The organism is Nocardioides palaemonis (assembly GCF_018275325.1).
Classification (GTDB): Bacteria; Actinomycetota; Actinomycetes; order Propionibacteriales; family Nocardioidaceae; genus Nocardioides; species Nocardioides palaemonis.
Genome location: NZ_JAGVQR010000001.1, coordinates 2,295,772 through 2,321,847, shown reverse-complemented (window position 1 = coordinate 2,321,847; position 26,076 = coordinate 2,295,772). Strand labels below are relative to the sequence as shown.

Below are 26,076 nucleotides of genomic sequence, written 5' to 3'. Positions count from 1 at the left end.
TCACAAGCACCGGACGTTACGCGGCGGCACCGACACCGTGCCTGCCGTTTTCGCGTGGCGTCGCCCGCCCCGACGCCCACCGCTTGTCCACACCCCCATCCGGTAGTCCGCTGCGATCGGCCGGTCGCTGGCGCCTCCGGACCCGCCGACCGCAGCGGACTACCGGATGGGGTGGTGATGGGGCGTACGACGACGCCCCCGCCCGCAGGTGCGGGCGGGGGCGTCGGTGCAGGTCACGCGGGCCGTCGCTTCGCTCCGGCCCGCTGGGCTCAGACCTCGAACTGACCGGCCTCGAGGCGCTTCTTGACCTCCTGGAGGAAGCGGCCCGCGTCGGCGCCGTCGACCAGGCGGTGGTCGTAGGTGAGCGCGAGGTGGACCATGTGGCGCACCGCGATCGTCTCGCCGAGGTTGGGGTCGTCGATCACCACGGGACGCTTCACCACGGCGCCGGGGCCGAGGATGGCGACCTGCGGCTTGTTGATGATCGGGGTGTCGAAGAGCGCCCCGAAGCTGCCGAGGTTGGTGATCGTGAAGGTGCCGCCGGAGAGCTCGTCGGGCGTGATCTTGTTGGTGCGGGTGCGCTCGGCGACGTCGGCGATCTTCTTGGCCAGGCCGGCGATCGACAGGTCGCCCGCCTCCTTGACGACCGGCGTGAGCAGACCCTTCTCGGTGTCCACGGCGAACGCGATGTTCTCGCGGTCGTAGTAGGTCACCTCGTTCTTCTCGGCGTCGATCGCGGCGTTGAGCTTGGGGTGCAGCTTGAGCGCGTCGATCGCGGCCTTGGCGAAGAACGGGAGGTAGGTCAGCTTCACGCCCTCGCGCGCCTGGAAGTCGGCCTTGGACGCCTCGCGCAGGCGGGCGATCGCAGTGACGTCGACCTCCATGACCTGGGTCAGCTGGGCCGACTCCTGCAGCGACTCCACCATGCGCGACGCGATCACCTTGCGCAGGCGCGACATCGGCTCGGTCGTGCCGCGCAGCGGCGACGGGGAGGCCGAGGTCGGGGCCGCAGCGGCCGGCGGGGCACCCGCGGCGGCGGGGGCCGGGGCAGCCGGAGCAGCGGCGGCCGGGGCGGCGGCAGCCTGCTGCGCTGCTGCCGCGGCGTCGAGGACGTCCTGCTTGCGGATCCGACCACCGACACCGGTGCCCTGCACCGAGCCGAGGTCGACGCCGTGCTGGTCGGCCATCTTGCGCACCAGCGGGGTGACGTACGCCGACTGGTCGCGGCCACCCTCGGAGGCCGCGGCGGCCTGCGGCGACGGGGCCGGGGCCTCCTGCTTCGGCGCTTCCTGCTTCGGGGTCTCCTGCTTCGGGGCCTCCTGCTTCGCGGGCTCGGGCTCCGGCTCGGGCTCCGGCTCGGGCTCCGGCTCGGGCTCCGGCTCGGGGGCCTTCTCCTCGGCGGCCGGGGCGGCGGGCTCCTCCTGCTGCGCAGGGGCGGCGTCGCCCGAGCCGATGATCGCAAGCTCGGCGCCGACCTCGACGGTCTCGTCCTCGTTGGCCTTGATCTCCAGCAGGGTGCCGGCGACGGGGGAGGGGATCTCGGTGTCGACCTTGTCGGTGGAGACCTCGAGCAGCGGCTCGTCGACCGCGACCTCGTCACCGACCTGCTTGAGCCAGCGGGTGACGGTGCCCTCGGTGACGGACTCACCGAGCGCCGGAAGAGTGACGGGCGTGCCGGAGCCACCACCGGAGCCACCACCGGACTGCGCGGCCTGCTCCGCGGCGGGCTCGGACTGCGCCGGGGCGTCGTCCTTCTCCGACTCGGGGGTCTCGTCGCCGGCCGGCATTTCGCCGGTCTCCTCGGCGACCTGCTCCTCCTGCTCGGCCTTCTTCTCCGACTCGGCCTCGTCGGCGGGCTGCGCCTCGGGCTCGGCGGACTCGGTGGCGTCACCGGCCGACTCGCCCTCCTCGCCGACGACGGCCAGCACGGCGCCGACCTCGACGGTGTCGTCCTCGTTGGCCTTGATCTCCAGCAGGGTGCCAGCGACGGGGGAGGGGATCTCGGTGTCGACCTTGTCGGTGGAGACCTCGAGCAGCGGCTCGTCGACGGCAACCGTGTCACCGACCTGCTTGAGCCAGCGGGTGACGGTGCCCTCGGTGACGGACTCGCCGAGTGCGGGGAGGGTGACTTCGGAGGCCATGTGGTTCCTTCGCTCGCGTGTGGGGTGGGGTCTGGGGAGTGGTCAGGAGTGTGCGTGGAGCGCCTTGCCGGCGAGGGCCAGGTGGGCCTCCCCGAGCGCCTCGTTCTGGGTGGGGTGGGCGTGCACCAGCGGGGCGACGTCCTCGGCGTGGGCCTCCCAGTTGTAGATCAGCTGGGCCTCGCCGATGAGCTCGCCGACGCGGTCGCCCACCATGTGGACGCCGAGCACCGGGCCGTCGGTGAGCCCGACCAGCTTGACGAAGCCCTGGGTCTGGAGGATCTGGCTCTTGCCGTTGCCGCCGAGGTCGTAGGTCACGACCGTGACCGCGTCGCCGTGCAGCTCGCGGGCCCGCGCCTCGTCGAGGCCGACCGAGGCGATCTCGGGGTGGGAGTACGTCACGCGCGGGATGCCCGTCTCGTCGATCGGCTGCGGGTCGAGGCCGGCGATCTCCTCGGCGACGAAGATGCCCTGCTGGAAGCCGCGGTGCGCGAGCTGGAGGCCGGGGACGATGTCGCCCACGGCGTAGACGCCCTCGACGTTGGTCCGGCAGCGCTCGTCGGCGAGCACGAAGCCGCGCTCCATGGCGATGCCCTGCTCGGCGTAGCCGAGGCCGTCGGTCGACGGGCCGCGGCCCACCGCGACGAGGAGCACCTCGGCCTCGATCACGTCGCCGCCCTCGACCGTGACGGCCACGCCGGTGTCGGTGGTCTTCACGCTCTGGAAGGGCGTGCCGGTGAGGAAGCTGATCTTGCGCTTGCGGAAGGCGCGCTCGAGCGCCTTGGAGGAGGCCTCGTCCTCGGCCGCGACGAGCCGCGGCAGCGCCTCGACGATGGTCACGTCGGAGCCGAACGACTTCCACACGCTGGCGAACTCGCAGCCGATGACGCCGCCGCCGAGCACGATGGCCGACGCAGGGACGCGGTCGAGGCGCAGGGCGTGCTCGGAGGTGAGGACCTTCTCGCCGTCGACCTCGATGCCCGGGAGGCTCTTGCTGTAGGACCCGGAGGCCAGCACGACGGCCTTGCCGGTGTAGGCCGTGCCGTCGACGGTGACCTCGCGCGGGCCGGTGAGGACGCCGGCACCCTGGATCACGGTGATGCCCCGCGACTTGACCAGCCCGGTCAGGCCCTTGAACAGCCGGTCGACGACCTTGTCCTTGTAGGCGTTGACGCCGGCCATGTCGATGCCGTCGAGGCTGGCGGAGACGCCGAACTGCGAGGCCTCGCGCGCGGAGTCGGCGACCTCCGCGGCGTGCAGCAGCGCCTTGGTCGGGATGCAGCCCACGTGGAGGCAGGTGCCTCCGAGGTTGCCCTTCTCGACCAGGCCGACCGTCAGGCCCAGCTGGGCTGCCCGCAGGGCGCAGGCATAACCGCCCGAACCAGCCCCGAGGACGAGGACGTCGAACTCACCGTCCGTCACTGATGTTCCCTCCACCATGCTCGACTCGTGCCTGTGCGGCGCCGCCCATCCTTGCACTCTTTGCGAGGCTGTCCACACCGGGTCTGGGTGAGCCCGACCGGCGGGTTCGGCGACACGGTTCGGGGTCGGCGGGCAGAATGACGCGCATGGGCATGTTCGATCGATTCCGGCGCTCGGGGCGCACGAGCCGTCCGGCGCGCGACGCCGAGCGGACCGGCTCGACGCGCGTACGCGCCTCCGACGGCGAGGACGTGCGGCACCTCGAGCAGTTCGTCCGCACCCGCCAGGGCGTGGAGGGCTTCGTCGAGCCGCGCACCGCGGTCAACGACGTCACGCTGCTGCTGGTCGCGCACGACGGCGAGTGGACCCGGCGGCGCGTGCCGAGCGTGAAGTGGGCGCACGAGTTCGCCAACCGGCACCGCGTGCCGTCCTACGACGCCGCCGTCGTCGGCGTGCCGCAGCGGATGCGCGACTACAACTCGCGCAAGAAGGCCGAGCGCCGCTCGCGCGGCCTCTGACCCACCCCGTACGGGCCCGCGGGCCCCGGCCTCAGGCCTCCGCGAGCGAGCGGGCGAAGGCGACGAGCGTGGTGACGCCGAAGCCGGTGGCGCCGGAGGGGACGTGGCCGTAGGGGGCGCCGGTGTTCATCTCCTTGCCGGCGATGTCGAGGTGTGCCCAGGGCAGCCCGCCGGTGAACTCGCGCAGGAAGGCCGAGGCGTACAGCCCGCCGCCCCAGCGCACCCAGTCGTGCTGCAGCAGGTCGGCGATCTTGGAGCTGGTGACCCGCTCGCGCATCTCCTCGGGGATCGGCATCCGCCAGTGCTGCTCGCCGGCGGCGTCGCCCGCGGCGAGCACCGCCGGAACCTGGTCGTCGGTGCCCATGACGGCGCCGACACGGTCGCCGAGCGCCAGCTGCATGTGGCCGGTGAGGGTGGCGATGTCGACGACGACGTCGGGCTCCTCGCCGATCGCCAGCGACAGCGCGTCGCCGAGCAGCATCCGGCCCTCGGCGTCGGTGTTGGCGATCTCGACCGTGCGGCCGTTGTGCATGGTGATCACGTCGCCGGGCCGCGTCGAGGTGGCGGAGACCATGTTCTCGGCCATCGGGGCCCACGCGGTGACCTTGACGGGCAGGCCGAGGCGGGCGATGGCGAGGGTCGCGGCCACCACGCTGGCGGCGCCGGCCATGTCACCCTTCATGTTGGTCATGCTCGACGACGGCTTGATGGTGAGGCCGCCGGAGTCGAAGGTGACGCCCTTGCCGACGAGTGCGAGGTGCGCCACGGCTCCCTTGGGCGCCCAGGTGAGCTTGGCCAGCCGCGACGGGGCGACGGAGGAGTCGCCGACGCTGAGGATGCCGCCGCAGCCCATCTCGGCGAGCTGCTCGTGGTCGAAGACCTCGAGCTTCACCTTCGGCGCGCCCCGACCCTTGGTGACCTCCTTGTGCGCGGCGGTGACCAGGTCGGCCAGCAGCGGCGGGGTGCAGTCGGCGGGCGGCGTGTTGACCCAGTCGCGGCACAGCGCGACCGCGTCGGCCAGCACCTCGGCCGCCTCGAGGGCGGCGGTGGCCTCCGCGCGACGCGCGATCGGGCTCAGCACGACGACGTCGGTCGGGGCGGTCGACTCCGAGGGCGCCGACTTGTAGGCGGTGAAGGTGTAGCCGCCAAGGCGGTGGCCCTCCACGACCGCGCCGACGAGCTCGGGCGTGTCGCTGGGCAGCGCGAGCGCCACCGAGGCGGCGTTGGGGACGTTGCGGGCGGCGACGCCCGCGGCACGGCGTACGGCGGTGGCGTCGCTGGGGTCGTCGCCGAGGCCGACGAAGACCAGGAGCGGGGCGCTGACCTCGTCACGCGTCGGCGCCTTGACCGCCTCGCCCGGCTTGCCGGTCACGCCCAGCGTGGACAGGAAGGGGCGCAGGCGGCGGCCGTAGGCGGCGCTGACCTCCTTGGCGGCGTCGCACAGGCGCGGCCCCTTCGGGCCGGAGACCACCCCCACGACGACGGCGTCGGCTCGGGTCTTGGCGGGGTTCGCGCTGCGCAGCGTGTACGTGGTCACCCGGGCATGCTAGGCGAGGCCCGGCAGCCGCCGACGGCGTCCCCGGCTGGGGTAGGTTGCGCGACATGGCCACCACGCTCAAGCAGTCGCCCCTCCACGACCGGCACGAGGCCCTCGGAGCCAAGTTCGCGGAGTTCGGTGGCTGGTCGATGCCGCTGGAGTACCCGACCGGCGTCGTCAAGGAGCACACCGCGGTGCGCGAGTCGGTCGGGATCTTCGACGTGAGCCACCTCGGCAAGGCACTGGTGAGCGGTCCGGGCGCCGTCGACCTGGTCAACGCCACGCTGTCCAACGACCTGGCCAAGGTCTCCCCGGGCCAGGCGCAGTACACCCTGTGCCTCGACGAGTCCGGCGGCATCGTCGACGACCTCATCGCCTACTGGCACGACGACGAGCACGTCCTGCTGATCCCCAACGCCGCCAACACCGCCGAGGTCGTGCGCCGGCTGCGGGCCGCCGCGCCGGAGGGCGTCACGGTGTCGGACCACCACGACGACTACGCGGTCCTCGCCGTCCAGGGCTCCCGCTCCGACGAGGTCCTCGAGCGGGTGGGCCTGCCCACCGGGCACGCCTACATGTCCTTCGTCGAGGCCGACTTCGGGGCCGACGTGCCGGTCGGCGTCGTGGTCTGCCGCACCGGCTACACCGGCGAGCGGGGCTACGAGCTGGTGGTCGCCAACGCCGCGGCCGGCGCCCTCTGGGACGCGTTGATGGCGGCCGGTGAGGAGTGGGGCATCACGGCCTGCGGCCTCGGCGCCCGCGACACCCTCCGCACCGAGATGGGCTACCCGCTCCACGGCCAGGACATCAGCCTCGACACCAACCCGGTCGAGGCCGGGCTGTCGTGGGCGGTCGGCTGGAAGAAGGACGCCTTCTGGGGTCGCGACGCGGTCCTCCGGGTCAAGGAGGAGGGCCCGAAGCGTCGGCTGCGCGGGCTGGTCGCGGTGGGCCGCGGCATCCCGCGCCCGGGCATGTCGGTCACATTGACCCACGACGTCCCGCTCGCCGACATCACCTCCGGCACCTTCTCGCCGACGCTGCGCAAGGGGATCGGCCTGGCGCTCGTCCCGGTCACGGTCGCCGAGGACGCGGAGGTCGGCGTCGACGTCCGGGGCCGGCGCGAGGTGTTCCGGCTGGTGAAGCCACCGTTCGTCGACCCGTCGGTGCGGGAGGCCTGAGCGATGCTCCCCGGACAGCCCCCGACCTTCCGTCAGCCGTCGACCTCCGAGCGGCCGTGGTGGTGGCGCCTCGAGGACGCGTCGGGAGCCGAGGTGGCTCCCGCCGGCCACTCCGACAAGCGGTTCGCCACGCAGGGCGACGCGGAGTCGTGGGTGGGTGAGATCTGGGCCGAGCTCGCCGAGCAGGGCGTGGCGGCGGTGACGCTGTTCGAGCACGACCGCGAGGTCTACGGCCCGATGTCGCTGAGCGCCTGAGGCATCCGCAGCACGGTTCCGCTCCCAAGCCCGGACGAGACGAGAGGGCGGTGGTCGTGGCAGGTCGTTCCGAGCACGACGCCGACTTCGTCGGCTACGTCGCGGTGCGCTGGCACGACCTGGTCGGCGGCCTGGAGGACGCGGGCGTCGCCCCCGACGAGGCACGGCTGGCCGCCGGCGGCGCGTTGCTGGCCCACCGTGGCGGCTGGGACCGGCTGGTCCGTGACCGGGAGGTCGACGTCGTGCTGTGGGCGGACGCACGCGAGCGCGCCGGGCTGCCGCCCCGGCCGGGCGAGGCCGTCCCGCACGCGGTGCGCCCCCCGGACCCGTCCGACCCTCCCGAGCCGTGGCTGGAGAGAGCGGGCCAGGAGCGCGCCGCGGCGCGTGCCCGGACCGTGCGTCGCGGCCTCGTCGGCCTCGTCGTCGTCGCGGCCCTCGCTGCAGGCTGGGCGTGGTGGGCCGGCCGTCCCGTCCCGCCGCCGGTGCGCGAGGAGGCGAACCCGCTGCCCGTCGTCTGGTACGCCGGCGGCGACCTCCACCTGCCGGACGTCGTGGTCGGGCTGCCCGGGATCGAGGAGTTCGTGGCGATCGACGACGTGGTCGCCGTCCGGATGCGCAGTGGCGAGCTGCTGCAGGTCGACGGTGACGGCGCCGTGGCTCCCCTCGACGTCGCACCGACCGAGCTCGACGACCCGCCGCAGGTGCGCGCGTACGAACCACCCGGCCGCTACGACGTGAGCGTCCAGGGCGTCCCCCTGGCCGACGGCGGGTGGGCCTACGTCATCGACTCCGCGCGCCGGCACGGAGCCACGGACGCGGTCCGCCAGTCCGAGACGGGGCGGCGCGCCCTGGTCGTCTGCGACGGCGACGGGACGTGCGCCGAGCCGGTCACCATCGACGCCGGCGGGACGATCCGGTTGCGCTGAACCACGGCAACGGATGTGACACGGCACGCGCCGGCTCCGGGGGCCCGCTCGCCCCTTTCCTGTCACGGACCGTGTCGGAACGGCACTCGACAGGCCCTGGGACTCGGCACGGACCGTGTCACGACGGCACCCCACGCCGCGCGGGACGTGGCGCACCGCGTGACAGGTCGTGGCGCCGGTAGGGTCGTCGACCGTGACGGGGGTCTGGACGGGCGTGGCGGAGGCGTATGCCCGGAGCTTCGCGGGGCTGTGCGCCGGTGCGGTGCCGACCATGCTGGACGGGCTGCCGCCGGGGACGCGACTGCTCGACGTCGGCTGCGGCACGGGGGCCCTGGTCGCCGAGGCGCGGCGTCGCGGCCACGACGCGGTCGCGGTCGAGGCCGACCCGGAGATGGCGGCGCTGGCGCAGGGCCGGCTCGGCGACGACGTCGCGGTGGCAGCGCTGCCTGACCTGCCCCACGCGGGCGCCGGCTTCGACGCCGTGACGGCCAACTTCGTGCTCAACCACGTCGACGACCCGCGGGCGAGCGCCCGGGAGCTGGTGCGGGTCGCCGCCCCCGGTGGACGGGTGCGGGCCACCATCTGGACCTCCGCCCCGTAGGCGCAGGGCGCGCTCTTCCGCTCCGTGCTCGAGGCGAGCGGTGCCGTCGAACCGGTCTTCCCGCGGCTCGCCGCGACCGACGACTTCGCCCGCACCCCCGACGGGCTCGCCGGGCTGTTCTCGGCCGCCGGTGCCAGCGTGGTCGACGCCCGGATGGTCGACTGGGTCTGGAGCGTGGCGCCGGACGACTTCTGGGCCGCGCCCACGGGCGGGGTCGCCGGCCTCGGCATCGCGTGGGCCGCCCAGACGCCCGAGGTGCAGGACCGGATGCGGGTCGAGCTCGACCGGCTGTCCGAGCCGCTCGTGGTCGACGGCCTGCTCCGGCTGCCCGCCAGCGCGGCGTACGTCGAGGCGCGCGTGCCGCGGTCCTGAAGCCGGAGCCGGCAGGCCGTAGAGTCGCACCGTGCGCGCGTACCTCGACCTGCTCCAGCGGATCCTCGACGAGGGCGTCGAGAAGACCGACCGCACCGGCACGGGGACGCTGAGCGTCTTCGGCCACCAGATGCGCTTCGACCTCGCCGCGGGCTTCCCGCTCGTGACGACGAAGAAGGTGCACACCCGCTCGGTCTTCGGCGAGCTGCTGTGGTTCCTGCGCGGGGACACCAACGTGGCGTGGCTGCAGGAGCGCGGCATCACGATCTGGGACGAGTGGGCCGACGAGCACGGCGACCTCGGCCCGGTCTACGGCCACCAGTGGCGCTCGTGGCCCACGCCCGACGGCCGGCACGTCGACCAGCTGGCGCGGGTGGTCGAGAGCATCCGGACCAACCCCGACTCGCGCCGCCACATCGTCTCGGCGTGGAACGTCGCCGACGTCGACGACATGGCGCTGCCGCCGTGCCACACGCTCTTCCAGTTCTACGTCGCGCCCTCCGAGACCGGTCCGGGCCGGCTGTCCTGCCAGCTCTACCAGCGCTCCGCCGACACCTTCCTCGGCGTGCCGTTCAACATCGCCTCCTACGCGCTGCTGACCCACATGGTCGCCCAGGTGACGGGCCTGGAGGTGGGGGATTTCGTGCACACGATGGGTGACGCCCACCTCTACCTCAACCACGTCGAGCAGGCCCGGCTCCAGCTCACCCGCGAGCCCCGTCCGCTGCCGACGCTGGTGCTGGACCCTGCGGTCACCGAGATCGACGGGTTCGAGCTCGAGGACATCACGGTGGAGGGCTACGACCCGCACCCCGTCATCAAGGCCCCCATTGCCGTCTGAGCCGGCGCGCCGCGTCGTCGCGGTCGCGGCCTACGCGCGCCACCGCGTGATCGGCGACCACGGCCGCATCCCGTGGCACATCCCGGAGGACTTCGCGCACTTCAAGCGGGAGACCATGGGCCTCACGATGGTGATGGGGCGCCTGACCTACGACTCGATCGGCCGGCCGCTCCCGGGGCGGCGCACGATCGTCGTGACCCGCAACCACGACTGGGCGGTCGACGGTGTCGAGGTCGCCCACTCCCTCGACGAGGCGATGGCGCTGACCGACCCCGCCGCCGACGTCGTCGTGGCCGGGGGAGCGCAGGTCTACGCCGAGGCGATGCCGCTGCTGACCCACCAGGTGCTCACCGAGGTCGACCTCGACGTGCCCGGCGACGCCTTCTACCCCGCGTTCGACGTCGCCGAGTGGCGCGAGACCCGCCGCGAGAGGGGCCCGGGCTGCGCGTGGGTGTGGTGGGAGCGTGCCTGAGCTGCGACTCGTCGTCGACGACACCTCCGGCACCGCGCCGTTCGAGCAGGTGCGTGACGGCATCCGCGCCCAGGTCGACGACGGCACCCTCGTCCCGGGCCACCGGCTGCCCCCGGTGCGCGCCCTGGCGACCTCGCTGGGCCTCGCGGCCAACACGGTCGCCCGCGCCTACAAGGAGCTCGAGGCGCTCGGGGTCGTCGAGACGCGCGGGCGTGCCGGCACCTTCGTCACCGGTCGGGGCGTGGAGCGCTCGGTCCGCGAGGCCGCGGCGGCGTACGTCGCCACCGTGCGGGCGCTGGGGATCGACGACACCGCCGCGCTCGACGCCGTGCGCCGGGCCCTCCGCGGTTGACGGGCGGCCGACGGGCGGCTGACGTGAGCGGGACCACGCGCGGCGGGGAATGTTCGCGCCCCCGGGTGTCGTTATGACGGACAGCTGGCACCGCATCATGCCCCCGGGCCTCACCATTTGCCGCTACGAGCGGCCGTTCGCCGAGAGGCGGCTGACGGGCCAGCGAGCGTGACCACGCAGCCACCCGCCGGGTAAGCCCCGGTCAGGGTGGCTGCGTGGCGTCCGGGCGGGGCGTGGCACGCTGGCGCCGTGCCCGAGGAGCCCCGCGACCGCCACATCGTCGTCGCCGCCGTCGCGCTCGTCCGCGACGGGCACGTCCTCACCGTGCGCAAGCGCGGCACACAGCGCTTCATGCTGGTCGGCGGCAAGCTCGAGCCGGGGGAGAGCCCGCGCGACGCCGCGCTGCGCGAGACGTTCGAGGAGGTCGGGGTGCGCGTCGAGGACGCCACCCTGCTCGGCGAGTTCCTGTCGGAGGCCGCGAACGAGCCGGGCCACACGCTGCACTCGACGGTCTTCTGGATCGAGACCGACGCCGACCCCGTGGCGTCCGCGGAGATCGCCGAGGTGCGCTGGACGCCGCTCGTCGGCCACCCCGACGACCTCGCGCCGATGCTGGAGCACCACGTGCTCCCGGTGATCCGGAGCACCCTGGGGGTCTGAGGACCGCGTGTTGACGCGCGGTGCTCAGGACGTGGATCTGCGGCCGATAGGAAAGGCCTGACCGCCCCGGCCAGACCCGTTCGCGAGGAACCCCCGTGCCTGCAGCCCCGACCTCACCCGCCCGCGCCCTCGTGGTGGCGGCACTCGGTGGCGCGCTGGCGCTGGCCGGTCTCGCGGGGGCACCGACGTCCCAGGCACGCGAGCCGGGGTCGTGCGCCGGCACCGGCGGGTCGGTCCCGCTCGCGCAGGCCATCGACGGCTCCGGGGAGCTCGCGGCCGTGCGGGCCGCGAGCGGCCTCGACCGCTCGACGCTGCGCCACCTCGCCGAGGACGGCACCGCGCACGCCGACGCGTGCGGCGGCGTGTTCGTCGTCGACCACGCCGTTCCCGCCGCCCAGCAGGTGGCGGCCGATCCCGCCGTGGGCGTGACGGTCCCCGACGACGTGTTCGCGCTGTCCTCGCGCCCGTCCTCGCCGCGCACCCTCTACCTCGACTTCGACGGTGACACCCGCACCGGCACGGCGTGGGCCGGCGGCGCCGCCATCGCGTCACCTCCCTACTCGGTCGACGACGACACCACCTCGTTCAGCGAGGTCGAGCGGGCGCAGATCTACCTCGCCTGGCGCAGCGTCGCGGAGGACTACGCACCGTTCGACGTGAACGTCACCACGCAGGTCCCGAGCGCCGACGCGCTCACCCGCACGAGCACCGCGGACCCGACCTACGGCATGCCGGTCGTCATCACCTCCACCAACCAGGTCGGCGCCGGCTGCGGCTGCGGCGGCAAGGCCTACGTCGGGGTGTTCGCCACCGTGCGCAACGCGGCCTACCAGCCCGGCTGGGTCTTCACCGACGGCTCGGGCACGGGCGGCTACAACGTCGGCCAGGTGATCAGCCACGAGGCGGGCCACACCTTCGGCCTCTCGCACGACGGCACCGCGACGGCCGGCTACTACACCGGGGCCAACGGCTGGGGCCCGATCATGGGAGCGTCCTACAACCGCCGCGCCTCGCAGTGGTCGCAGGGCGAGTACGCCGGAGCGAGCACGACCGAGGACGACGTGGCGATGATCGCGCGGATCGCCCCCACGCTGCCCGACGACCACGGCGCCACCGCCGCCACGGCGACCGCGCTCACCGCCGGCGTCACGGTCCCCGGCCTGGTCACCTCGCGCAGCGACGCCGACGCGTTCGGCTTCACCGCGGCCGGACCGACGACCCTCGCGGTCACCGGACCACCCGGCGTCTCGGACCTCGACGTCCTGCTCACCGTCCTCGACGCGCAGGGACACCTCGTCGCCACCGTCGACCCCACCGCCCCGAGCGCCACCGACGCATCGCTCGACGCGACGTGGACCGCCGACCTCCCGGACACGCCCGCGCGCTACACCGCGGTCGTCGACGGCACCTCCCACGGCGACCCGGCAGCGCCCGGGGGCTACAGCGACTACGGCTCACTCGGTGCCTACACGGTCACGCTCACCACCTCCGGCGACCCCGGCGCGCTGACGCCGCCGCCCACCACGCCGCCCACCACGCCGCCCACCACGCCGGCCCCGACCAGCGCGCCCAGCCCGACCACCACGCCCGTGACGCCTTCCACGGGTGGGCGGGCGGCACCTGTCACGTTCCTGACCACGCGCCTGCCGGCCGCGCGCACCGGAGCGCGCTACCGCGCCGAGATCGCCTTCTCCGGCCCGGTCGTCGAGGCGCGGGTGGGGTGGCGCCTCCCGCGCGGACTGCGCTGGCGGGTCCGCGGCAGCCGCGTGGTCCTCACCGGGCGGCTCGAGGGCACCCGTACCCGTCGCGTCACGGTCCAGCTCAGCGGCGAGGACGGCTCCACGCTGCGGCAGCGGTTCCGGATCCGGGTGCGCTGACCGGTCAGGCGAACAGCCGCAGCTCGGTGCCCCAGCCCTCGATCATCGCGGTCGTGCGGTCGTGACCGCGGCGCGCGTCGTGGGCGGCGCACTCCGCACGCACCCGGGGGAAGACCTCCCGCAGCGCCGACACGTCGCCGTCGAGCATCCGGGTGACCAGCGCCAGCAGGTCGTCGGCCGGCCAGGCGTCGAGCGGGTGGGTGCGCAGCTCCCAGGGGAGGTACTTGTTGTAGGGCCGCACCCGTCCGGCGAGCGCGAACACCACGTCGAGCAGCCACGCCACCGACTCGGCTGCGTCGAGCCGCGTCTCCAGCGGGCGGCCGTCGCGGTCGTTCTTCAGCGCGCGGTAGGCGAAGTTCAGCCAGCCGTCGAGGCGGTCGTGCTCGATCAGCACCGCGTCGACCTCGGCGGGGTCCAGCGTCGCCTGGCGCCGCACCGCCGCGGTGAGCTCGCCGCCGGTGCGGTCGAGCAGCACCGGCGCCCAGGCGTAGGACCAGCGGAACCACCAGCCCGGCGACCCGAAGGGCGGCAGCTCGCAGAGCTCCGACCAGGCGTCGACCGCCTCGTCGACCTCGGGGGAGTGCGTCGTCGAGCGGCCGGCCGCCGCGTCGTCGGTGAGGACGACCGCCACGTCGAGGTCAGAGTGCTCGGTGGCGTACGCACGACCGGCGGACCCGCTGAGCACGAGGCCGAGCAGCCCGTCGCCGTGGTCGGCCTCGTTGCGCGCGGCCAGCGCCTCGAGGGTGGACCGGTCCTCGGCGGTGAGCCAGGCGGGGAGGTGGAGGGCGAGGCGCGGCACGCAGGCTCCTGTCAGGGCGACGGCTTGGGCGGGAGCGTGCGGGCGAACGCGACTCCGCGGCCCACCCACGTGCTCAGCGCGGCGTCGTCGGCGAGGACCGTGGACGCCACGAGCAGCCAGCCTGCCATCGTCCGCCCGCCCATCTCCATCGGATTGACCACGTCGCCGTCGATCCACGCGGCGCCGTCGTCGCGGTCGACCCGGACCATCAGCGCGCCGCTGCTCGCCGCCGCGACGGCGATGTTGCCGTCGACCATGTAACCGATCCCGCCGAACATGCGGCGCGAGGTGACGCCGGGCTCGCCGTCGAGCAGGTCGTGCAGCCGCGCCGCCAGCGCCTCGTCGTAGGCCATGTCACGAGTATGCGGCTCGCCGCCGACATCCAGCGGGACGAGGAGCGATACCCTCGCCCCATGAGCAACGTCCCGTTCGGTCGCCTCCTGACCGCGATGGCCACCGCGTTCCACGAGGACGGCACGGTCGACCTCGAGGCGACCGCGCGGATCGCCGTCCACCTGGTCGACCACGGCAACGACGGGGTCGTCGTGAGCGGGACGACGGGCGAGAGCCCGACGACCTCGGTGGCGGAGGACGGCGAGATCCTGCGCGCGGTCAAGGACGCGGTCGGCGACCGTGCCGTGGTGGTCGCCGGCGTCGGCACCAACTCCACCGCCCACTCCGTCGAGCTCGCGCAGCAGGCGGCGAAGACCGGAGCCGACGGCGTGCTGCTGGTCAGCCCCTACTACAACAAGCCCGGCCAGGTCGGCCTGCGCCACCACTTCTCGTCGGTCGTCGAGGCCACCGACCTGCCGGTGATGCTCTACGACGTCCCCGGGCGCACCGCGACGCTGATCGAGCTCGACACCTACGAGGCGATGCGGCGCTACGATCACGTCACCGCGGTCAAGGAGGCGTCCGGCCTGCTGGCGCGCACCGCCCAGCTCGTCGACCTCGGCTACGCCGTCTACTCCGGCGACGACGCCAACACCCTCGGCTACCTCGCCTACGGCGGTGTCGGCCTGGTCTCCGTGGTGGCCCACGCCGCCGGTGACCGGCTCGCCGCGATGATCGACGCCTGGGTGCGCGGTGACCACGCCGAGGCGCTGCGGGTCCACACCTCGCTGGTGCCCGCCTTCGACGCCGTGATGGGCGTCCCCAACTACGGAGCGACGACCGCGAAGGCAGCCCTCGAGCTGCTCGGCGTGCTCGACAACCGCCGCGTCCGCGGCCCGCTGGTCGCCCTGGACGACGACGAGGTGGCGGCGCTGCGCGCCGGCCTCGCCGCCGCCGGCCTGATCTGAACGACACCCGAACGAAGGATTCCCTTGAGCCATCCCCACCCCGACCTGAGCGCGCCCGCCCCCCTCGCCGCAGGAGGCCTCCGGGTCATCCCGCTCGGCGGGCTCGGCGAGGTCGGTCGCAACATGACCGCGTTCGAGCACGAGGGCCGGCTGCTGCTGGTCGACTGCGGCGTGCTGTTCCCCGAGGACCACCACCCCGGCGTCGACCTCATCCTCCCCGACTTCGAGCCGATCCGGGACCGCCTCGACGCGGTCGAGGCGCTGGTGCTGACGCACGGCCACGAGGACCACATCGGCGCCACGCCGTACCTCCTGCGCGAGCGCGGCGACATCCCGCTCGTCGGCTCCAAGCTGACCCTGGCGCTGCTCGGCTCCAAGCTGCGCGAGCACCGCCTGAAGGAGACCGCGCAGTACGAGGTCGCCGAGGGCCAGACGATCACCTTCGGGCCGTTCGTGCTCGAGTTCGTCGCCGTCAACCACTCGATCCCCGACGCGCTCGCGGTCGTCATCCGCACCGCGGCCGGCGTCGTGCTGCACACCGGCGACTTCAAGATGGACCAGCTCCCGCTCGACGGGCGGATCACCGACCTCAACGAGTTCGCCCGCCTCGGCGACGAGGGCGTCGACCTGTTCCTCACCGACTCGACCAACGCCGAGGTGCCCGGCTTCACCACCGCCGAGAAGGACATCTCGCCGGTGCTCGAGCGGGTCTTCGCCAAGAGCGACCAGCGGATCATCGTGGCCTGCTTCGCCTCCCACGTGCACCGCGTCCAGCAGGTGCTCGACGCGGCCGTGGCCCACGGCCGCAAGGTCGGCTACGTCGGCCGCTCGATGGTGCGCAACATGGCCATCGCCCAGGAGCTCGGCTACCTCACGGTCCCGCCCGGCGTGATGGTCGACGCCAAGGACCTCGCCGACCTGCCGCCGCACAAGCAGGTGCTCATCTCCACCGGCTCGCAGGGCGAGCCGATGTCGGCGCTGAGCCGGATCGCCCAGCGCAGCCACAACTTCGTGCACCTCGAGGAGGGCGACACCGTCATCCTCGCCAGCTCGCTGATCCCGGGCAACGAGAACGCCGTCTACCGGGTGATCAACGGGCTCTCGCGCCTCGGGGCGAACGTCGTGCACAAGGGCAACGCGCTCGTGCACGTCTCGGGCCACGCCAGCGCGGGCGAGCTGCTCTACTGCTACAACATCGTCAAGCCGCGCAACGTGATGCCGGTCCACGGCGAGTTCCGGCACATGCGGGCCAACGCCGACCTCGCACGCGCGACCGGCGTGGAGAACGTCGTGCTCGCCGAGGACGGCGTGGTCGTCGACCTCGTCGACGGCGTCGCTCGGGTGGCCGGCAAGGTCGAGGTGGGCTACGTCTTCGTCGACGGCACCACCATCGGCGAGGTGTCCGAGGCATCGATGAAGGACCGGCGGATCCTCGGCGAGGAGGGCTTCCTCTCCGTGATCGTGGTGGTCGACTCGGTGACCGGCAAGGTCGTGTCCGGGCCGGAGATCCACGCCCGCGGCTTCGCCGAGGACGAGACGACGTTCGAGGAGATCCGCCAGCCGATCATCGACGCGATCGACGCGGCGATCGCGGACGGGACGAGCGACGCGCACCAGCTCCAGCAGACCGTCCGGCGTGTCGTGGGCCGATGGGTCAACCGTGCGCACCGTCGCAGGCCCATGATCATCCCTGTGGTGATCGAGGCCTGACCCGGCCGACGGGCACCGCGGTCGGCGGTGGACGCGTGGAGCACGACCTGGAGCAGGATGTGGGGGAGGAGGACGTGGTGGCGCACACCGAGGGCGCGCTGAGCCGGCTCGCCGAGCTGATGCGGCGCGTCAACTCCTCGACCGACACCGAGGTGATCCTCGAGGAGATCGCGCACGGCGTGGTCGACGTGCTCGGCTACGGCGTCGCCGCGATCGCGCGCCTCGACGGCGACACCCTCGTGATGACCAACGTCGCCGGCCCGGCCGACGTGGTCCGCGAGATCCTCGACCGGCGCACCCCCGCCGACCAGATCCTCGACGAGTTCCGCCAGGCCGACCAGTGGGGGATCCTGCGCTTCGTGCCGGCCGGGCGCATGTCGGAGGAGCGGCTGCGCGCCGCGTGGATCCCCGACCTCGAGGCGCCGGACGACGACCCCGACGCCTGGCACCCGCAGCACGCGCTCTACGCCCCGCTCTTCTCCGCGAGCGGCGAGCTGCTCGGCAACATGGCGGTGGACCTGCCGCGCGACAACCGGATGCCCAGCGAGGCCGACCGTGAGCTGCTGGAGATGTTCGTCGTGCAGGCCGGCGTCGCGCTGTCCAACGCCCGCGAGCGCGAGCGGCTCACCGAGCGGGTCCGGCTCGACCGGATGCTGACGTCGGTGGCGGGTGCTGCGACGCAACCTGCGCTCGGTCAGGCCCTCACGGTCGCGGTCGCGGCGATCGACGAGTGCCTGCACACCTCGCAGGTGTGGGTGCGGACCTTCCCGATCGACGCCCAGGGGCGCGATCTCGGGGCGGGCACGCCGCTGCCCTTCGAGCCGGAGCACGAGGTGCCGGAGCTGCGGGCCGACCTGCTCAGCCAGGTGGTGCTGGCGCAGCCGCCGGGCCTGCTGGAGGTGTCGGTCGACGACGTCGCCTCGACGGTCCTGCCCGCCGGCCGCAAGCCGTTGCAGCAGGTCCTGCGGGACGTCGGCGCCCGACGGGCGGTGATCTGCCCGTTCGTCTCGCAGGACGACCTCGTGGGCTACGCGGTGGTCTGCTTCGGGGAGCGGGCCCGTGCGCTCAGCCCGGGAGAGTCCGACGCGCTGCTGGAGGTCGGACGGCTGCTGGGCCAGATCGTGCGCGCGTCGCGGGTGCTGGAGGCCGAGCAGCGGCTGGTGCAGGAGCTGCGCGAGCTGGCCCGCTACCGCAGCGAGCTGATCGCCACCATCTCCCACGAGCTGAAGACCCCGCTCACCGCGATCCTGGGCCACGCCGAGCTGGTCGCCGACCGCTACCCCGACCTGAGCTCGATCGACGCGATCACCCGCAACGCGCAGCGGCTCGCCCACCTCGTCGCCAACCTGCTGCACTACTCGCGGGTGCAGGGGCGGCGCGAGACGGTGCGCCGGGCGGTCGACCTCGCCGAGCTGTGCGAGGCCAGCGTCGACCTGCTCTCGATCCGCGCCGACCAGGCGAGGGTGGCGCTGTCGTTCACCACGGACGCACCCGGGCCGGTCGTCGTCTTCGGCGATCCCGAGGAGCTCGCACGCGTCGTCGACAACATGGTCGACAACGCCGTGAAGTACACCCTCGAGGGCGGCACCGTCGACGTGCGGATGACCGTGACGGACGACGAGGTGTGCGTCGAGGTCACCGACACCGGCATCGGCATCTCGCCGGCCGACCAGCAGCACGTCTTCTCGGCGTTCCACCGCTCGACCAACCCCAACGCCCTGTCGATCCCCGGCACGGGTCTCGGCCTGCCGATCGCCGAGCGGATCGCGGAGTCCCACGGTGGCACCCTGGGGCTGACCTCCGAGCTCGGCCAGGGCAGCACCTTCCGGTTCACCCTCCCGCTGCGGACCGCACGGGACGCGACGGACTGACCGGCGGGGCGTCGGCGCCGCCCACCTGCACGACCCGGTCCATCGCGTCGAGCCCGACGGTCCCGTGGGTGATCCACACGACCGACCGACCGGCGCGCGCGGCGGCCTCGAGCATCGACGAGGCGACGGCGCGGGCCGTGGGGCCGTCGAGGTGGGCGGTCGGCTCGTCGAGCACCAGCACCGGAGGGTCGGCCAGCAGCGAGCGGGCGAGGGCCAGCCGGGCGCGCTCGCCGCCGGACACCTCGCGCGACCCGGCACCCACCCGGGTGTGGATGCCGTCCGGCAGCGCGTCCACCCAGCCGCCGAGGCGGGCGCGGTCGAGCGCGTCGCGCACCTCGGCGTCCGAGGAGCCGGGGCGGGCGAGGCGGACGTTCTCCGCGACCGTTGAGGCGAACACGTGCGGGTCGTCGTCGACCAGGCCCACGCGGCCGCGCACGTCGTCGAGCGCGAGGTCGCGCAGGTCGGTCCCGCCGAGCCGCACCCGACCGTCGACCGGGTCGACGAAGCGGACGAGGGTGGCGGCGAGGGTCGACTTGCCCGAGCCGGACGGGCCGGTGACACCGACGTGCTCGCCGGCCCGGAGGGTCAGGTCGCCGAGGTCGAGGACGGCGTGCCCGTCCCAGCCGAGAACGGCACCCTCGAGCGCGACGGCGTGGTCGGCCGGCAGCGTGGCCGGTGACACCGGGTCGGTGACGGCGGGCGCGGTGGCGCGCAGGGCGTCGAGACGCCGCCGTGCGGCGCGCGAGCGCACGGACAGTGCTCCGGCGTCGGCGAGCCCGCCGGTGACGTCGGCGAGGGCGAGCGGGACGAGCAGGAGCAGCGCGAGCACGGCGGGCGAGACGGCTCCCGAGGGCACGGCGAGGGCCATCGCGACGACCCCGGTCCCGGCCGCGGCCGTGGTGAGCGCGGTGCCCGCCGCGACCGCCCGGGCCGAGCGGCGTACGGCGTCGTCGAGGGCCTCGGCCTCCGCGCGGACCGTCGCGAGCGCTTGGTCGGTCGCGCCCCACTGCTCCAGGTCGCGCAGGCCGTGGGTGACCTCCTCGACACGGGTCCCGAGCGCCGCCCTCCGGGTGACCACCTGGTCCTCCGCCCGGGCGGCGGCGTGGCGGGCGTGGAGGAACGACAGCGCGCCGGTCGCGGAGACGGCCAGCACGACCAGGCCGGCCGCCGGGTGGACGAGGGCGGTGAGCGCGACGGCTCCGCCGACGACCAGCAGCGCGGTCGCGACCGGCTGACGCACCCGGAGCCGCTCGTCGAGGAGCGCGTCGACGTCGTCGACGACCCGGGTGAGCAGGTCACCGCGCCGCGGGCCGAGGCGCCCCGGCACGAGCGGCACCAGGTCGGCGAACACCCGGGCCCGGCGCTCGGCGAGCTCGCGGAGCACCACGTCGTGGCTCAGCACCCGCTCGGCGTGCCGGAGCACCGGTCGGGCCAGGCCGAAGAGCCGGACCCCGACGATCGCCACCATCAGGTAGAGCACCGGCGGGTGCTGGCTGGCACGGGTGATCAGCCAGCCCGCGGTCGCGGTGAGGGCCAGCCCGGAGGCCACCGACAGCGCACCGAGCAGGGTCGCCGTGCGCAGCCCCCAGCGGGGGCGTACGTCGTCCTCCTCCGTCGCGAGGACCGGCTCGGCCGCCCGGGGGTGGCGGCGCACGACGTCGCCTGCGACGGATCCGGTGTCGTCCGCCGCCATGGTGGCGGCCGGGGTGTCATCCGCCGCCACGGTGGCGGCGGGGGAGAGCCGGACCACCACGTCGGCGGCGTCGAGGACGGCGGGGCGGTGGGCAACGACGACGACCAGGCTGGTCCGGGCGAGGCGGGCGACGGTCGCGAGCAGCACCTGCTCGGTCTCCTCGTCGAGGTGGGCGCTGGGCTCGTCGAGCAGCACGACCGGGCGACGGCTGACGACGACCCGCGCGAGCGCGACGCGGGCCCGCTGGCCGGCGGACAGGCCGGCGCCGTCCTCGCCGAGCACGGTCGCGAGGCCGTCCGGCAGCGCGCGCACCACGTCGTCGAGGCCGACGGCACGCAGCGCGTCCCAGACCTCGTCGTCGCCGGCCGTGGGCCGGCCGACGCGGACGTTGTCGGCCACCGACGCCGCGAGCAGCCACGGTCGCTGGGGCGCCCAGGCCACGCGACCACGCCACCAGGCGGGGTCCACCTCGGCCAGCCGGGTGCCGTCGACGAGGACGTCGCCGGCGACGGGGGACAGCTCGCCGCGGAGGGTGGACAGGAGGGTCGACTTGCCGCACCCCGACGGCCCGGCCACGGCCACGAGCCCGCGCTCGGGGAGCGTGAGGTCGACGGGCGCCACGAGGGAGGCGTCGGACGAGTGGCCGACCTCCAGCCGCGCGAGCGCCAGCCGGGCGCGGGACAGTCGGGCGGTGCCCGCCGCCGGCACGGGCCGGGTGAGCAGCGCGTCGGCGCGCGCCAGCGCGGCAGCACCCTCGGCGGCCGAGTGGAACTCCGCGCCCACCCTCCGCAGCGGCCAGTACGCCTCCGGGGCGAGCAGCAGCACCGTGAGCGCGACGCGGAAGTCGACGGAGTCGGACGCGAGCCGCAGGCCCACGGTGACGGCGACCAGGGCCACGGACAGGGTGGCGACGAGCTCCAGGACCGACGACGACGCGAACGCCAGCCGCAGCGTCTCCACGGTCGCGCGACGGTAGCGGTGGGTCACCGCGCGGATCGACTCGACCTGCGCTTCGGCGCGTCGGTGGGCGACGAGGGTGGGCAGCCCGCGGACGACGTCGAGGAAGTGGCCCGACAGCGCCTCCAGCGCCCGCCACTGCCGGTCCGCCCGGTCGCGCGTGGTGAGCCCGACCAGGATCGCGAAGACCGGCACCAGGGGGAGCGTGAGCGCCACGACCAGCCCGGACAGCGGGTCGAGCCAGGTGATCGCGGCGAGGGTGACGACCGGCAGCACCGTCGCCGGGACCAGCGCGGGGAGGTAGCGGGTGACGTAGGGCTCGACGCCGCTGAGGCCGCGGGTGGCGAGCACGGACAGCTCGGCGGGGCGGGCAGTGGGATCGTGGCGGGACGCCTCGAGCAGCCGCCCGCGCAGCGCGCCCGACACCTCGCCGGCGGCGCGCACGGCGGCGCGCTGGCCGACGTACGCGCTCACCGTGCGCAGCGCGACCAGTCCGACCAGCCACCAGCCGGCGACCGCCCAGCCCCCGGCCGGCGGGGTGACTGCCGCGACGACCAGCGCGCCCAGGGCGAACGCCTGGGCGACGGTGGCCAGGCCGCCGACGACCCCGCTCGCCACCACCACGGCGAGCGGGACCCGAGCAGGTCGCAGGTGGGTGAGGACGGCGGGGTCGAGTGGCCTCACTGGGCGGACGCCTCCGCGAGCTCCGCGGTGGGGATGTGGTGCACCGAGATCCGCTTGCGGAAGACCCAGTAGGTCCACGCCTGGTAGCCCAGCACGATCGGGGTGAAGATCACCGCGACCCACGTCATCACCTTCAGCGTGTACGCCGTGGCGGCCGCGTTGGTGGTGGTGAGCGAGAAGGCCGGGTCGGTGGTCGACGGCATCACGTCGGGGAAGAGGGCGAGGAACAGCCCGACGACCGCGAGGGCGATCGTGACGAAGGTGCCGATGAAGGCCCAGCCCTCGCTGCCGGCGCGGGCGGCGACCAGGCCACCGACCAGGGACAGCGCGGCGACGACGAACACGACGGCGGTGGCGGCGGTGCCGGTCTTGACCTGCGTCCACACGAGGAACAGGACGGCCAGCGCCGCGGCGACGGCACCGATCCGGACCGCGAGGTCGCGGGCGCGGTGGCGGATGTCGCCGTCGGTCTTGAGCGCCACGAACATCGCGCCGTGGGTGAGGAACAGGGTCAGCGTGACCAGACCGCCGAGCAGGCCGTAGGGGTTGAGCAGGGTGAAGAGGTTGCCGGTGAACTCCTTGTCGGCGTCGATCGGCACGCCGGCGACGATGTTGGCGAACGCGACGCCCCACAGCAGCGCCGGCAGGAACGAGCCGACGATGATCGCGAGGTCCCAGCGCTGCTTCCACGCGGCCTCACCGCGCTTGTGGCGGTACTCGAAGGCGACCCCGCGCACGATGAGGCCCACCAGGATCAGCAGGAGCGGGAGGTAGAAGCCGCTGAAGAGCGTGGCGTACCACTCGGGGAAGGCGGCGAAGGTGGCGCCTCCGGCGACCAGGACCCACACCTCGTTGCCGTCCCAGACGGGCCCGATGGTGTTGATCATGACGCGGCGCTCGGTCTCGTCCCTGGCGAGGACGGGGAGCAGCATGCCGACGCCGAAGTCGAATCCCTCCAGGCAGAAGTAGCCGACCCACAGCACGGCGATGAGCGAGAACCAGACGGTGGTCAGTTCCATGGCGATGTCTTCCTCGATCCTTCTCGGGATGTCGTGGCTGGTGGTCGGGTCAGTAGGCGAAGGTGAGCGGCTTGTCCTCGTCGGCGCCGCCGACCGGGACGTCCGGGGGCTCGACGAAGGGCTCGGCGCCGGCCTTGATGTAGCGGGCCAGCAGGCCGACCTCGACCACGGCGAGCACCGCGTAGAGGAGGGTGAGCACGATCAGCGAGGTGGCTGCCTCGAAGGTCGAGACGCCGGGTGAGACACCGGACTCGGTGGTCATCAGGCCGAACACGACCCACGGCTGGCGGCCCATCTCGGTGAAGATCCAGCCCCACGAGCTGGCCAGCACCACGGCGATCGGGAGCGACAGCCCGAGAGTGCCCACCCACCGGACGCCGGGGACGCGACCCTTGCGGGTCATCCAGAGGATCAGCGCGGCTCCGGCGGCGGCGAAGAAGCCGAGGCCCATCATGAAGCGGAAGGACCAGTACGTCACCGGGATGACGGGCGTGTAGTCGCCCTGCGTGGCCGTGGTCGCCGTCGGGTCCTGTCCGTACTTCTGGACGTACTCCTCGCGCAGCGGGTTGATGCCCTGCACCGTGCCGTCGACCGACCCGGTGCCGAGGAAGGAGAGCAGGCAGGGGACCGTCACGGCGAACTTCTCCTCCTTGCCGTCGGGCGTGCCGACGGTGAAGACGGAGAAGGGGGCGCAGCTCGAGCTGGTCTCGTAGAGCCCCTCGGCAGCGGCCATCTTCATCGGCTGCACCTCGGTCATCACCTTGCCCTGCAGGTCACCGGTGATGGCCACTCCCAGGCCGGCCAGCAGGGTCACGACGGCGCCGATGCGGATGGCCTTGTGGTAGAGCGGGCGGTCCTGCTCGTGGCCCTTCTTCATGTACAGGTACGCCGCGACACCGAGCAGGAAGGCGCCGGCGGTCATGTAGGCCGCCATGATCACGTGCGGGAAGGTGACCAGCTGGACCTTGTTGAACATCACGGCCCAGAAGTCGGTCAGCTCCGCGCGCCCCGACTCGGGGTTGTAGCGGTAGCCGACCGGGTGCTGCATCCAGGAGTTGGCGGCGAGGATGAACCACGACGACGCCAGGGTGCCGAGGTGGGTGAGCCACATGGTCGCGGCGTGGAGGCCGCGGGGGAGCTTGTCCCAGCCGAAGATCCAGAGCCCCAGGAAGGTCGACTCGAGGAAGAACGCCAGCAGCCCCTCGACCGCGAGCGGTGCACCGAAGATGTCGCCGACGAAGCGGGAGTAGTCCGACCAGTTCATGCCGAACTGGAACTCCTGGACGATGCCGGTCACCACGCCGATCGCGAAGTTGATCAGGAACAGCTTGCCGAAGAACTTGGTGAGCCGGAGGTACTCCTCCTTGCCGGTGCGGACCCAGGCGGTCTCGAGGCCGGCGATGACGGCCGTCAACCCGACGGTGAGGGGGACGAAGAGGAAGTGGTAGACGGTGATGATCCCGAACTGCCAGCGGGCGATGTCGAGGACGTCCATGGAGGCACCCTTTCGGCGCGGTCATTACTACGAAGTGTAGTAGATACTACGTCGTGTCGTAGTTTCGGCGACAGGGCCCCTAGACTCCGGAGACATGAGTCCAAGGTCCCTGACGGGCGAGCTGGAGCAAGCGGTCCTCGAGGCATTGTGGACCCTCGACGCGGGAGCGGTCGATGGCAAGCGCGGCGCCAGCGGCCGCGAGGTGCACGCGTCGCTGCGCGACCGCGACCTCGCCTACACGACCGTGATGACGGTGCTCGACCGGCTCGCCCGCAAGGACCTGCTGGTCCGTGAGCGCGAGGGGCGGGCGTTCCGCTACGTCCCGCGGCAGTCGCGCGCGGAGCTCACCGCCGAGCTGATGCGCGAGGCGCTCGACGGCACGGGGGACGACCGGCGCCAGGCCCTCGTGTCGTTCGTCGGGGAGGCCAGCGCCGAGGACCTGGCCGCGCTGCGGCAGGCCCTGGCCGAGCTCGACTGATCCCGCGCCCGTGCTGACCCCCGTCGTCCTCGGCGTCCTCGGCGTGCTGCTCGCCGGCCCCGTCCCGGCGCTGCTGGCCCGCTGGCCGCGCCTGCGACGTACGCCGGCGGCGGCGATGCTGCTGTGGCAGAGCACGGCGCTGGCGGCGGTGCTCGCCGCGCTCGGGGCGGGTCTGGCGCTGGCCACCGACCGGCTCTGGGTGCCCCCGGTCGCGTCGGGAGACGTGGTCGTCGCCGCGCTGGCCGGCGCGGTGACGCTGGTCGTGGCGGGCCGGCTGCTGCTGAGCGGCCACCTGACCGGCACCGCGCTGCGGCGGGTGCGGCGCACGCACCGCGAGCGGGTCGACCTCGTCGCCCGCGTCGACGGAGGGGTCTCGGTGCTCGACCACGACCTGCCGGTGGCCTACTGCGTCCCCGGTGTCGCAGTGTCGCGGATCGTGGTGTCACGCTCGGCCCTCGACCGGCTGGGTCCCGACGAGCTCGAGGCCGTGCTCGAGCACGAGCGCTCCCACCTGCGGGCGCGCCACGACCTCGTCCTCGAGGCGTTCACCGTGCTGCACCGGGCCTTCCCACGCTGGGTGGCGAGCCGCGCGGCGCGCGCCGAGGTCGAGGTGCTGGTCGAGGTGCTGGCCGACCGGGCGGCCGTGCGCCACGGCGACCGCCGTGCGCTGCTCGGTGCGCTGCTCGCCCTGGCCGGCTCGTCGACCCCCGAGGGGGCGCTCGGGTCGTCCGGGGCGCTCACGGCACGGGTGTCCGCGCTGCGCGACGGACGCCCGCACCGGGTGCAGGCGTGCCTCGTCGCGATCCTGGCCCTCGCGCTGCTCGCGCTGCCGACGGCGCTGGTCGTGCTGCCGTGGCTCGCCGGTCTCGACGCCGGCTGAGTCCGGGGGCTGAGTCCGGGGGCTGAGTCCGGCGAACGGG

The 26,076-nt window shown here is 73.7% G+C and carries 24 protein-coding genes; 16 read left to right on the top strand and 8 right to left on the bottom strand.

Going from position 1 to position 26,076, the window contains the following annotated elements; translation table 11 throughout:
* Positions 1-269 precede the first annotated feature (269 nt).
* Positions 270-2,141 carry a 2-oxoglutarate dehydrogenase, E2 component, dihydrolipoamide succinyltransferase gene (sucB, locus tag KDN32_RS11315; RefSeq protein WP_211732102.1) on the bottom strand — a complete coding sequence of 624 codons (1,872 nt, stop codon included), beginning with the start codon at positions 2,139-2,141 and terminating at the stop codon, positions 270-272.
* A 42-nt stretch (positions 2,142-2,183) separates the two neighbouring features.
* Positions 2,184-3,560: a dihydrolipoyl dehydrogenase gene (lpdA, locus tag KDN32_RS11310; RefSeq protein ID WP_372446511.1), complete on the bottom strand. Its 1,377-nt coding sequence runs from the start codon at positions 3,558-3,560 to the stop codon at positions 2,184-2,186.
* Positions 3,561-3,712: 152 nt separating this feature from the next.
* On the opposite strand from lpdA, the gene KDN32_RS11305 reads away from it, so the two are divergent.
* Positions 3,713-4,078, top strand: coding sequence for a hypothetical protein (locus tag KDN32_RS11305; RefSeq protein WP_249216410.1), 366 nt, complete (start codon positions 3,713-3,715; stop codon positions 4,076-4,078).
* A gap of 31 nt (positions 4,079-4,109) precedes the next feature.
* Here KDN32_RS11305 and KDN32_RS11300 read toward each other — a convergent pair whose 3' ends face one another.
* Positions 4,110-5,615: a leucyl aminopeptidase gene (locus KDN32_RS11300; protein ID WP_211732098.1), complete on the bottom strand. Its 1,506-nt coding sequence runs from the start codon at positions 5,613-5,615 to the stop codon at positions 4,110-4,112.
* A 65-nt stretch (positions 5,616-5,680) separates the two neighbouring features.
* Here KDN32_RS11300 and gcvT point away from each other — a divergent pair, with 65 nt between their 5' ends.
* The 10 genes from gcvT (at position 5,681) to KDN32_RS22395 (ending at position 13,149) form a co-directional block, all read left to right on the top strand.
* On the top strand, positions 5,681-6,793 hold the full coding sequence (gene gcvT, locus KDN32_RS11295) for a glycine cleavage system aminomethyltransferase GcvT (RefSeq protein WP_211732096.1): 1,113 nt from the start codon (positions 5,681-5,683) through the stop codon (positions 6,791-6,793).
* A 3-nt stretch (positions 6,794-6,796) separates the two neighbouring features.
* Complete coding sequence (locus KDN32_RS11290) at positions 6,797-7,048, top strand: hypothetical protein (RefSeq protein ID WP_211732094.1); 252 nt, start codon at positions 6,797-6,799, stop codon at positions 7,046-7,048.
* A 56-nt stretch (positions 7,049-7,104) separates the two neighbouring features.
* On the top strand, positions 7,105-7,974 hold the full coding sequence (locus KDN32_RS11285; protein WP_211732091.1) for a hypothetical protein: 870 nt from the start codon (positions 7,105-7,107) through the stop codon (positions 7,972-7,974).
* Positions 7,975-8,167: 193 nt separating this feature from the next.
* A complete protein-coding gene (locus KDN32_RS11280) occupies positions 8,168-8,575 on the top strand; it encodes a class I SAM-dependent methyltransferase (protein ID WP_211732089.1) in 408 nt (135 codons plus the stop codon).
* A 24-nt stretch (positions 8,576-8,599) separates the two neighbouring features.
* Complete coding sequence (locus KDN32_RS11275; protein WP_211732086.1) at positions 8,600-8,947, top strand: hypothetical protein; 348 nt, start codon at positions 8,600-8,602, stop codon at positions 8,945-8,947.
* A gap of 31 nt (positions 8,948-8,978) precedes the next feature.
* Positions 8,979-9,788 carry a thymidylate synthase gene (locus KDN32_RS11270; RefSeq protein WP_211732084.1) on the top strand — a complete coding sequence of 270 codons (810 nt, stop codon included), beginning with the start codon at positions 8,979-8,981 and terminating at the stop codon, positions 9,786-9,788.
* A complete protein-coding gene (locus KDN32_RS11265) occupies positions 9,778-10,260 on the top strand; it encodes a dihydrofolate reductase (RefSeq protein ID WP_211732083.1) in 483 nt (160 codons plus the stop codon). The genes KDN32_RS11270 and KDN32_RS11265 overlap by 11 nt, the downstream gene beginning before the upstream one ends.
* Positions 10,253-10,612 carry a GntR family transcriptional regulator gene (locus KDN32_RS23315; protein ID WP_211732081.1) on the top strand — a complete coding sequence of 120 codons (360 nt, stop codon included), beginning with the start codon at positions 10,253-10,255 and terminating at the stop codon, positions 10,610-10,612. Before KDN32_RS11265 ends, KDN32_RS23315 begins: the two co-directional genes overlap by 8 nt.
* A gap of 249 nt (positions 10,613-10,861) precedes the next feature.
* Positions 10,862-11,272: an NUDIX hydrolase gene (locus KDN32_RS11255; RefSeq protein ID WP_211732079.1), complete on the top strand. Its 411-nt coding sequence runs from the start codon at positions 10,862-10,864 to the stop codon at positions 11,270-11,272.
* Positions 11,273-11,367: 95 nt separating this feature from the next.
* Entirely contained in the window at positions 11,368-13,149 is a 1,782-nt protein-coding gene (locus tag KDN32_RS22395; RefSeq protein ID WP_211732077.1) for a zinc-dependent metalloprotease family protein, read from the top strand.
* A 4-nt stretch (positions 13,150-13,153) separates the two neighbouring features.
* On the opposite strand, the gene KDN32_RS11245 is transcribed toward KDN32_RS22395, so the two are convergent.
* Together KDN32_RS11245 and KDN32_RS11240 are read right to left on the bottom strand one after the other, a co-directional pair.
* The gene (locus KDN32_RS11245; protein ID WP_211732075.1) at positions 13,154-13,948 is read right to left on the bottom strand and encodes a nucleotidyltransferase domain-containing protein; all 795 of its coding nucleotides are present in this window, start codon (positions 13,946-13,948) and stop codon (positions 13,154-13,156) included.
* Between the two features lie 11 nt (positions 13,949-13,959).
* Positions 13,960-14,301 carry a TfoX/Sxy family protein gene (locus tag KDN32_RS11240; RefSeq protein ID WP_211732073.1) on the bottom strand — a complete coding sequence of 114 codons (342 nt, stop codon included), beginning with the start codon at positions 14,299-14,301 and terminating at the stop codon, positions 13,960-13,962.
* A gap of 60 nt (positions 14,302-14,361) precedes the next feature.
* Here KDN32_RS11240 and dapA point away from each other — a divergent pair, with 60 nt between their 5' ends.
* Genes dapA through KDN32_RS11225 form a run of 3 tightly spaced genes read left to right on the top strand, consistent with a single transcriptional unit; the run spans position 14,362 to position 18,830 of the window.
* Positions 14,362-15,249: a 4-hydroxy-tetrahydrodipicolinate synthase gene (dapA, locus tag KDN32_RS11235; protein WP_211732071.1), complete on the top strand. Its 888-nt coding sequence runs from the start codon at positions 14,362-14,364 to the stop codon at positions 15,247-15,249.
* A gap of 24 nt (positions 15,250-15,273) precedes the next feature.
* Positions 15,274-16,959, top strand: a complete 1,686-nt coding sequence (locus KDN32_RS11230; protein WP_211732069.1) for a ribonuclease J — start codon at positions 15,274-15,276, stop codon at positions 16,957-16,959.
* Positions 16,960-16,994: 35 nt separating this feature from the next.
* Entirely contained in the window at positions 16,995-18,830 is a 1,836-nt protein-coding gene (locus KDN32_RS11225) for a GAF domain-containing sensor histidine kinase (protein WP_211732067.1), read from the top strand.
* Here the strand turns inward: KDN32_RS11225 and cydD are convergent.
* The 3 genes from cydD to KDN32_RS11210 are packed head-to-tail and all read right to left on the bottom strand — an operon-like array spanning position 18,790 to position 24,678.
* Positions 18,790-22,164, bottom strand: a complete 3,375-nt coding sequence (cydD, locus tag KDN32_RS11220; protein WP_211732065.1) for a thiol reductant ABC exporter subunit CydD — start codon at positions 22,162-22,164, stop codon at positions 18,790-18,792. The genes KDN32_RS11225 and cydD overlap by 41 nt on opposite strands.
* Positions 22,161-23,183, bottom strand: a complete 1,023-nt coding sequence (gene cydB, locus KDN32_RS11215; protein WP_211732063.1) for a cytochrome d ubiquinol oxidase subunit II — start codon at positions 23,181-23,183, stop codon at positions 22,161-22,163. Before cydB ends, cydD begins: the two co-directional genes overlap by 4 nt.
* A 49-nt stretch (positions 23,184-23,232) precedes the next feature.
* Positions 23,233-24,678: a cytochrome ubiquinol oxidase subunit I gene (locus tag KDN32_RS11210; protein WP_211732061.1), complete on the bottom strand. Its 1,446-nt coding sequence runs from the start codon at positions 24,676-24,678 to the stop codon at positions 23,233-23,235.
* Positions 24,679-24,772: 94 nt separating this feature from the next.
* Here KDN32_RS11210 and KDN32_RS11205 point away from each other — a divergent pair, with 94 nt between their 5' ends.
* A complete protein-coding gene (locus tag KDN32_RS11205) occupies positions 24,773-25,156 on the top strand; it encodes a BlaI/MecI/CopY family transcriptional regulator (RefSeq protein ID WP_211732058.1) in 384 nt (127 codons plus the stop codon).
* Between the two features lie 10 nt (positions 25,157-25,166).
* Positions 25,167-26,036 carry a M56 family metallopeptidase gene (locus KDN32_RS11200; protein ID WP_307853961.1) on the top strand — a complete coding sequence of 290 codons (870 nt, stop codon included), beginning with the start codon at positions 25,167-25,169 and terminating at the stop codon, positions 26,034-26,036.
* The last annotated feature ends 40 nt before the right edge of the window (positions 26,037-26,076 follow it).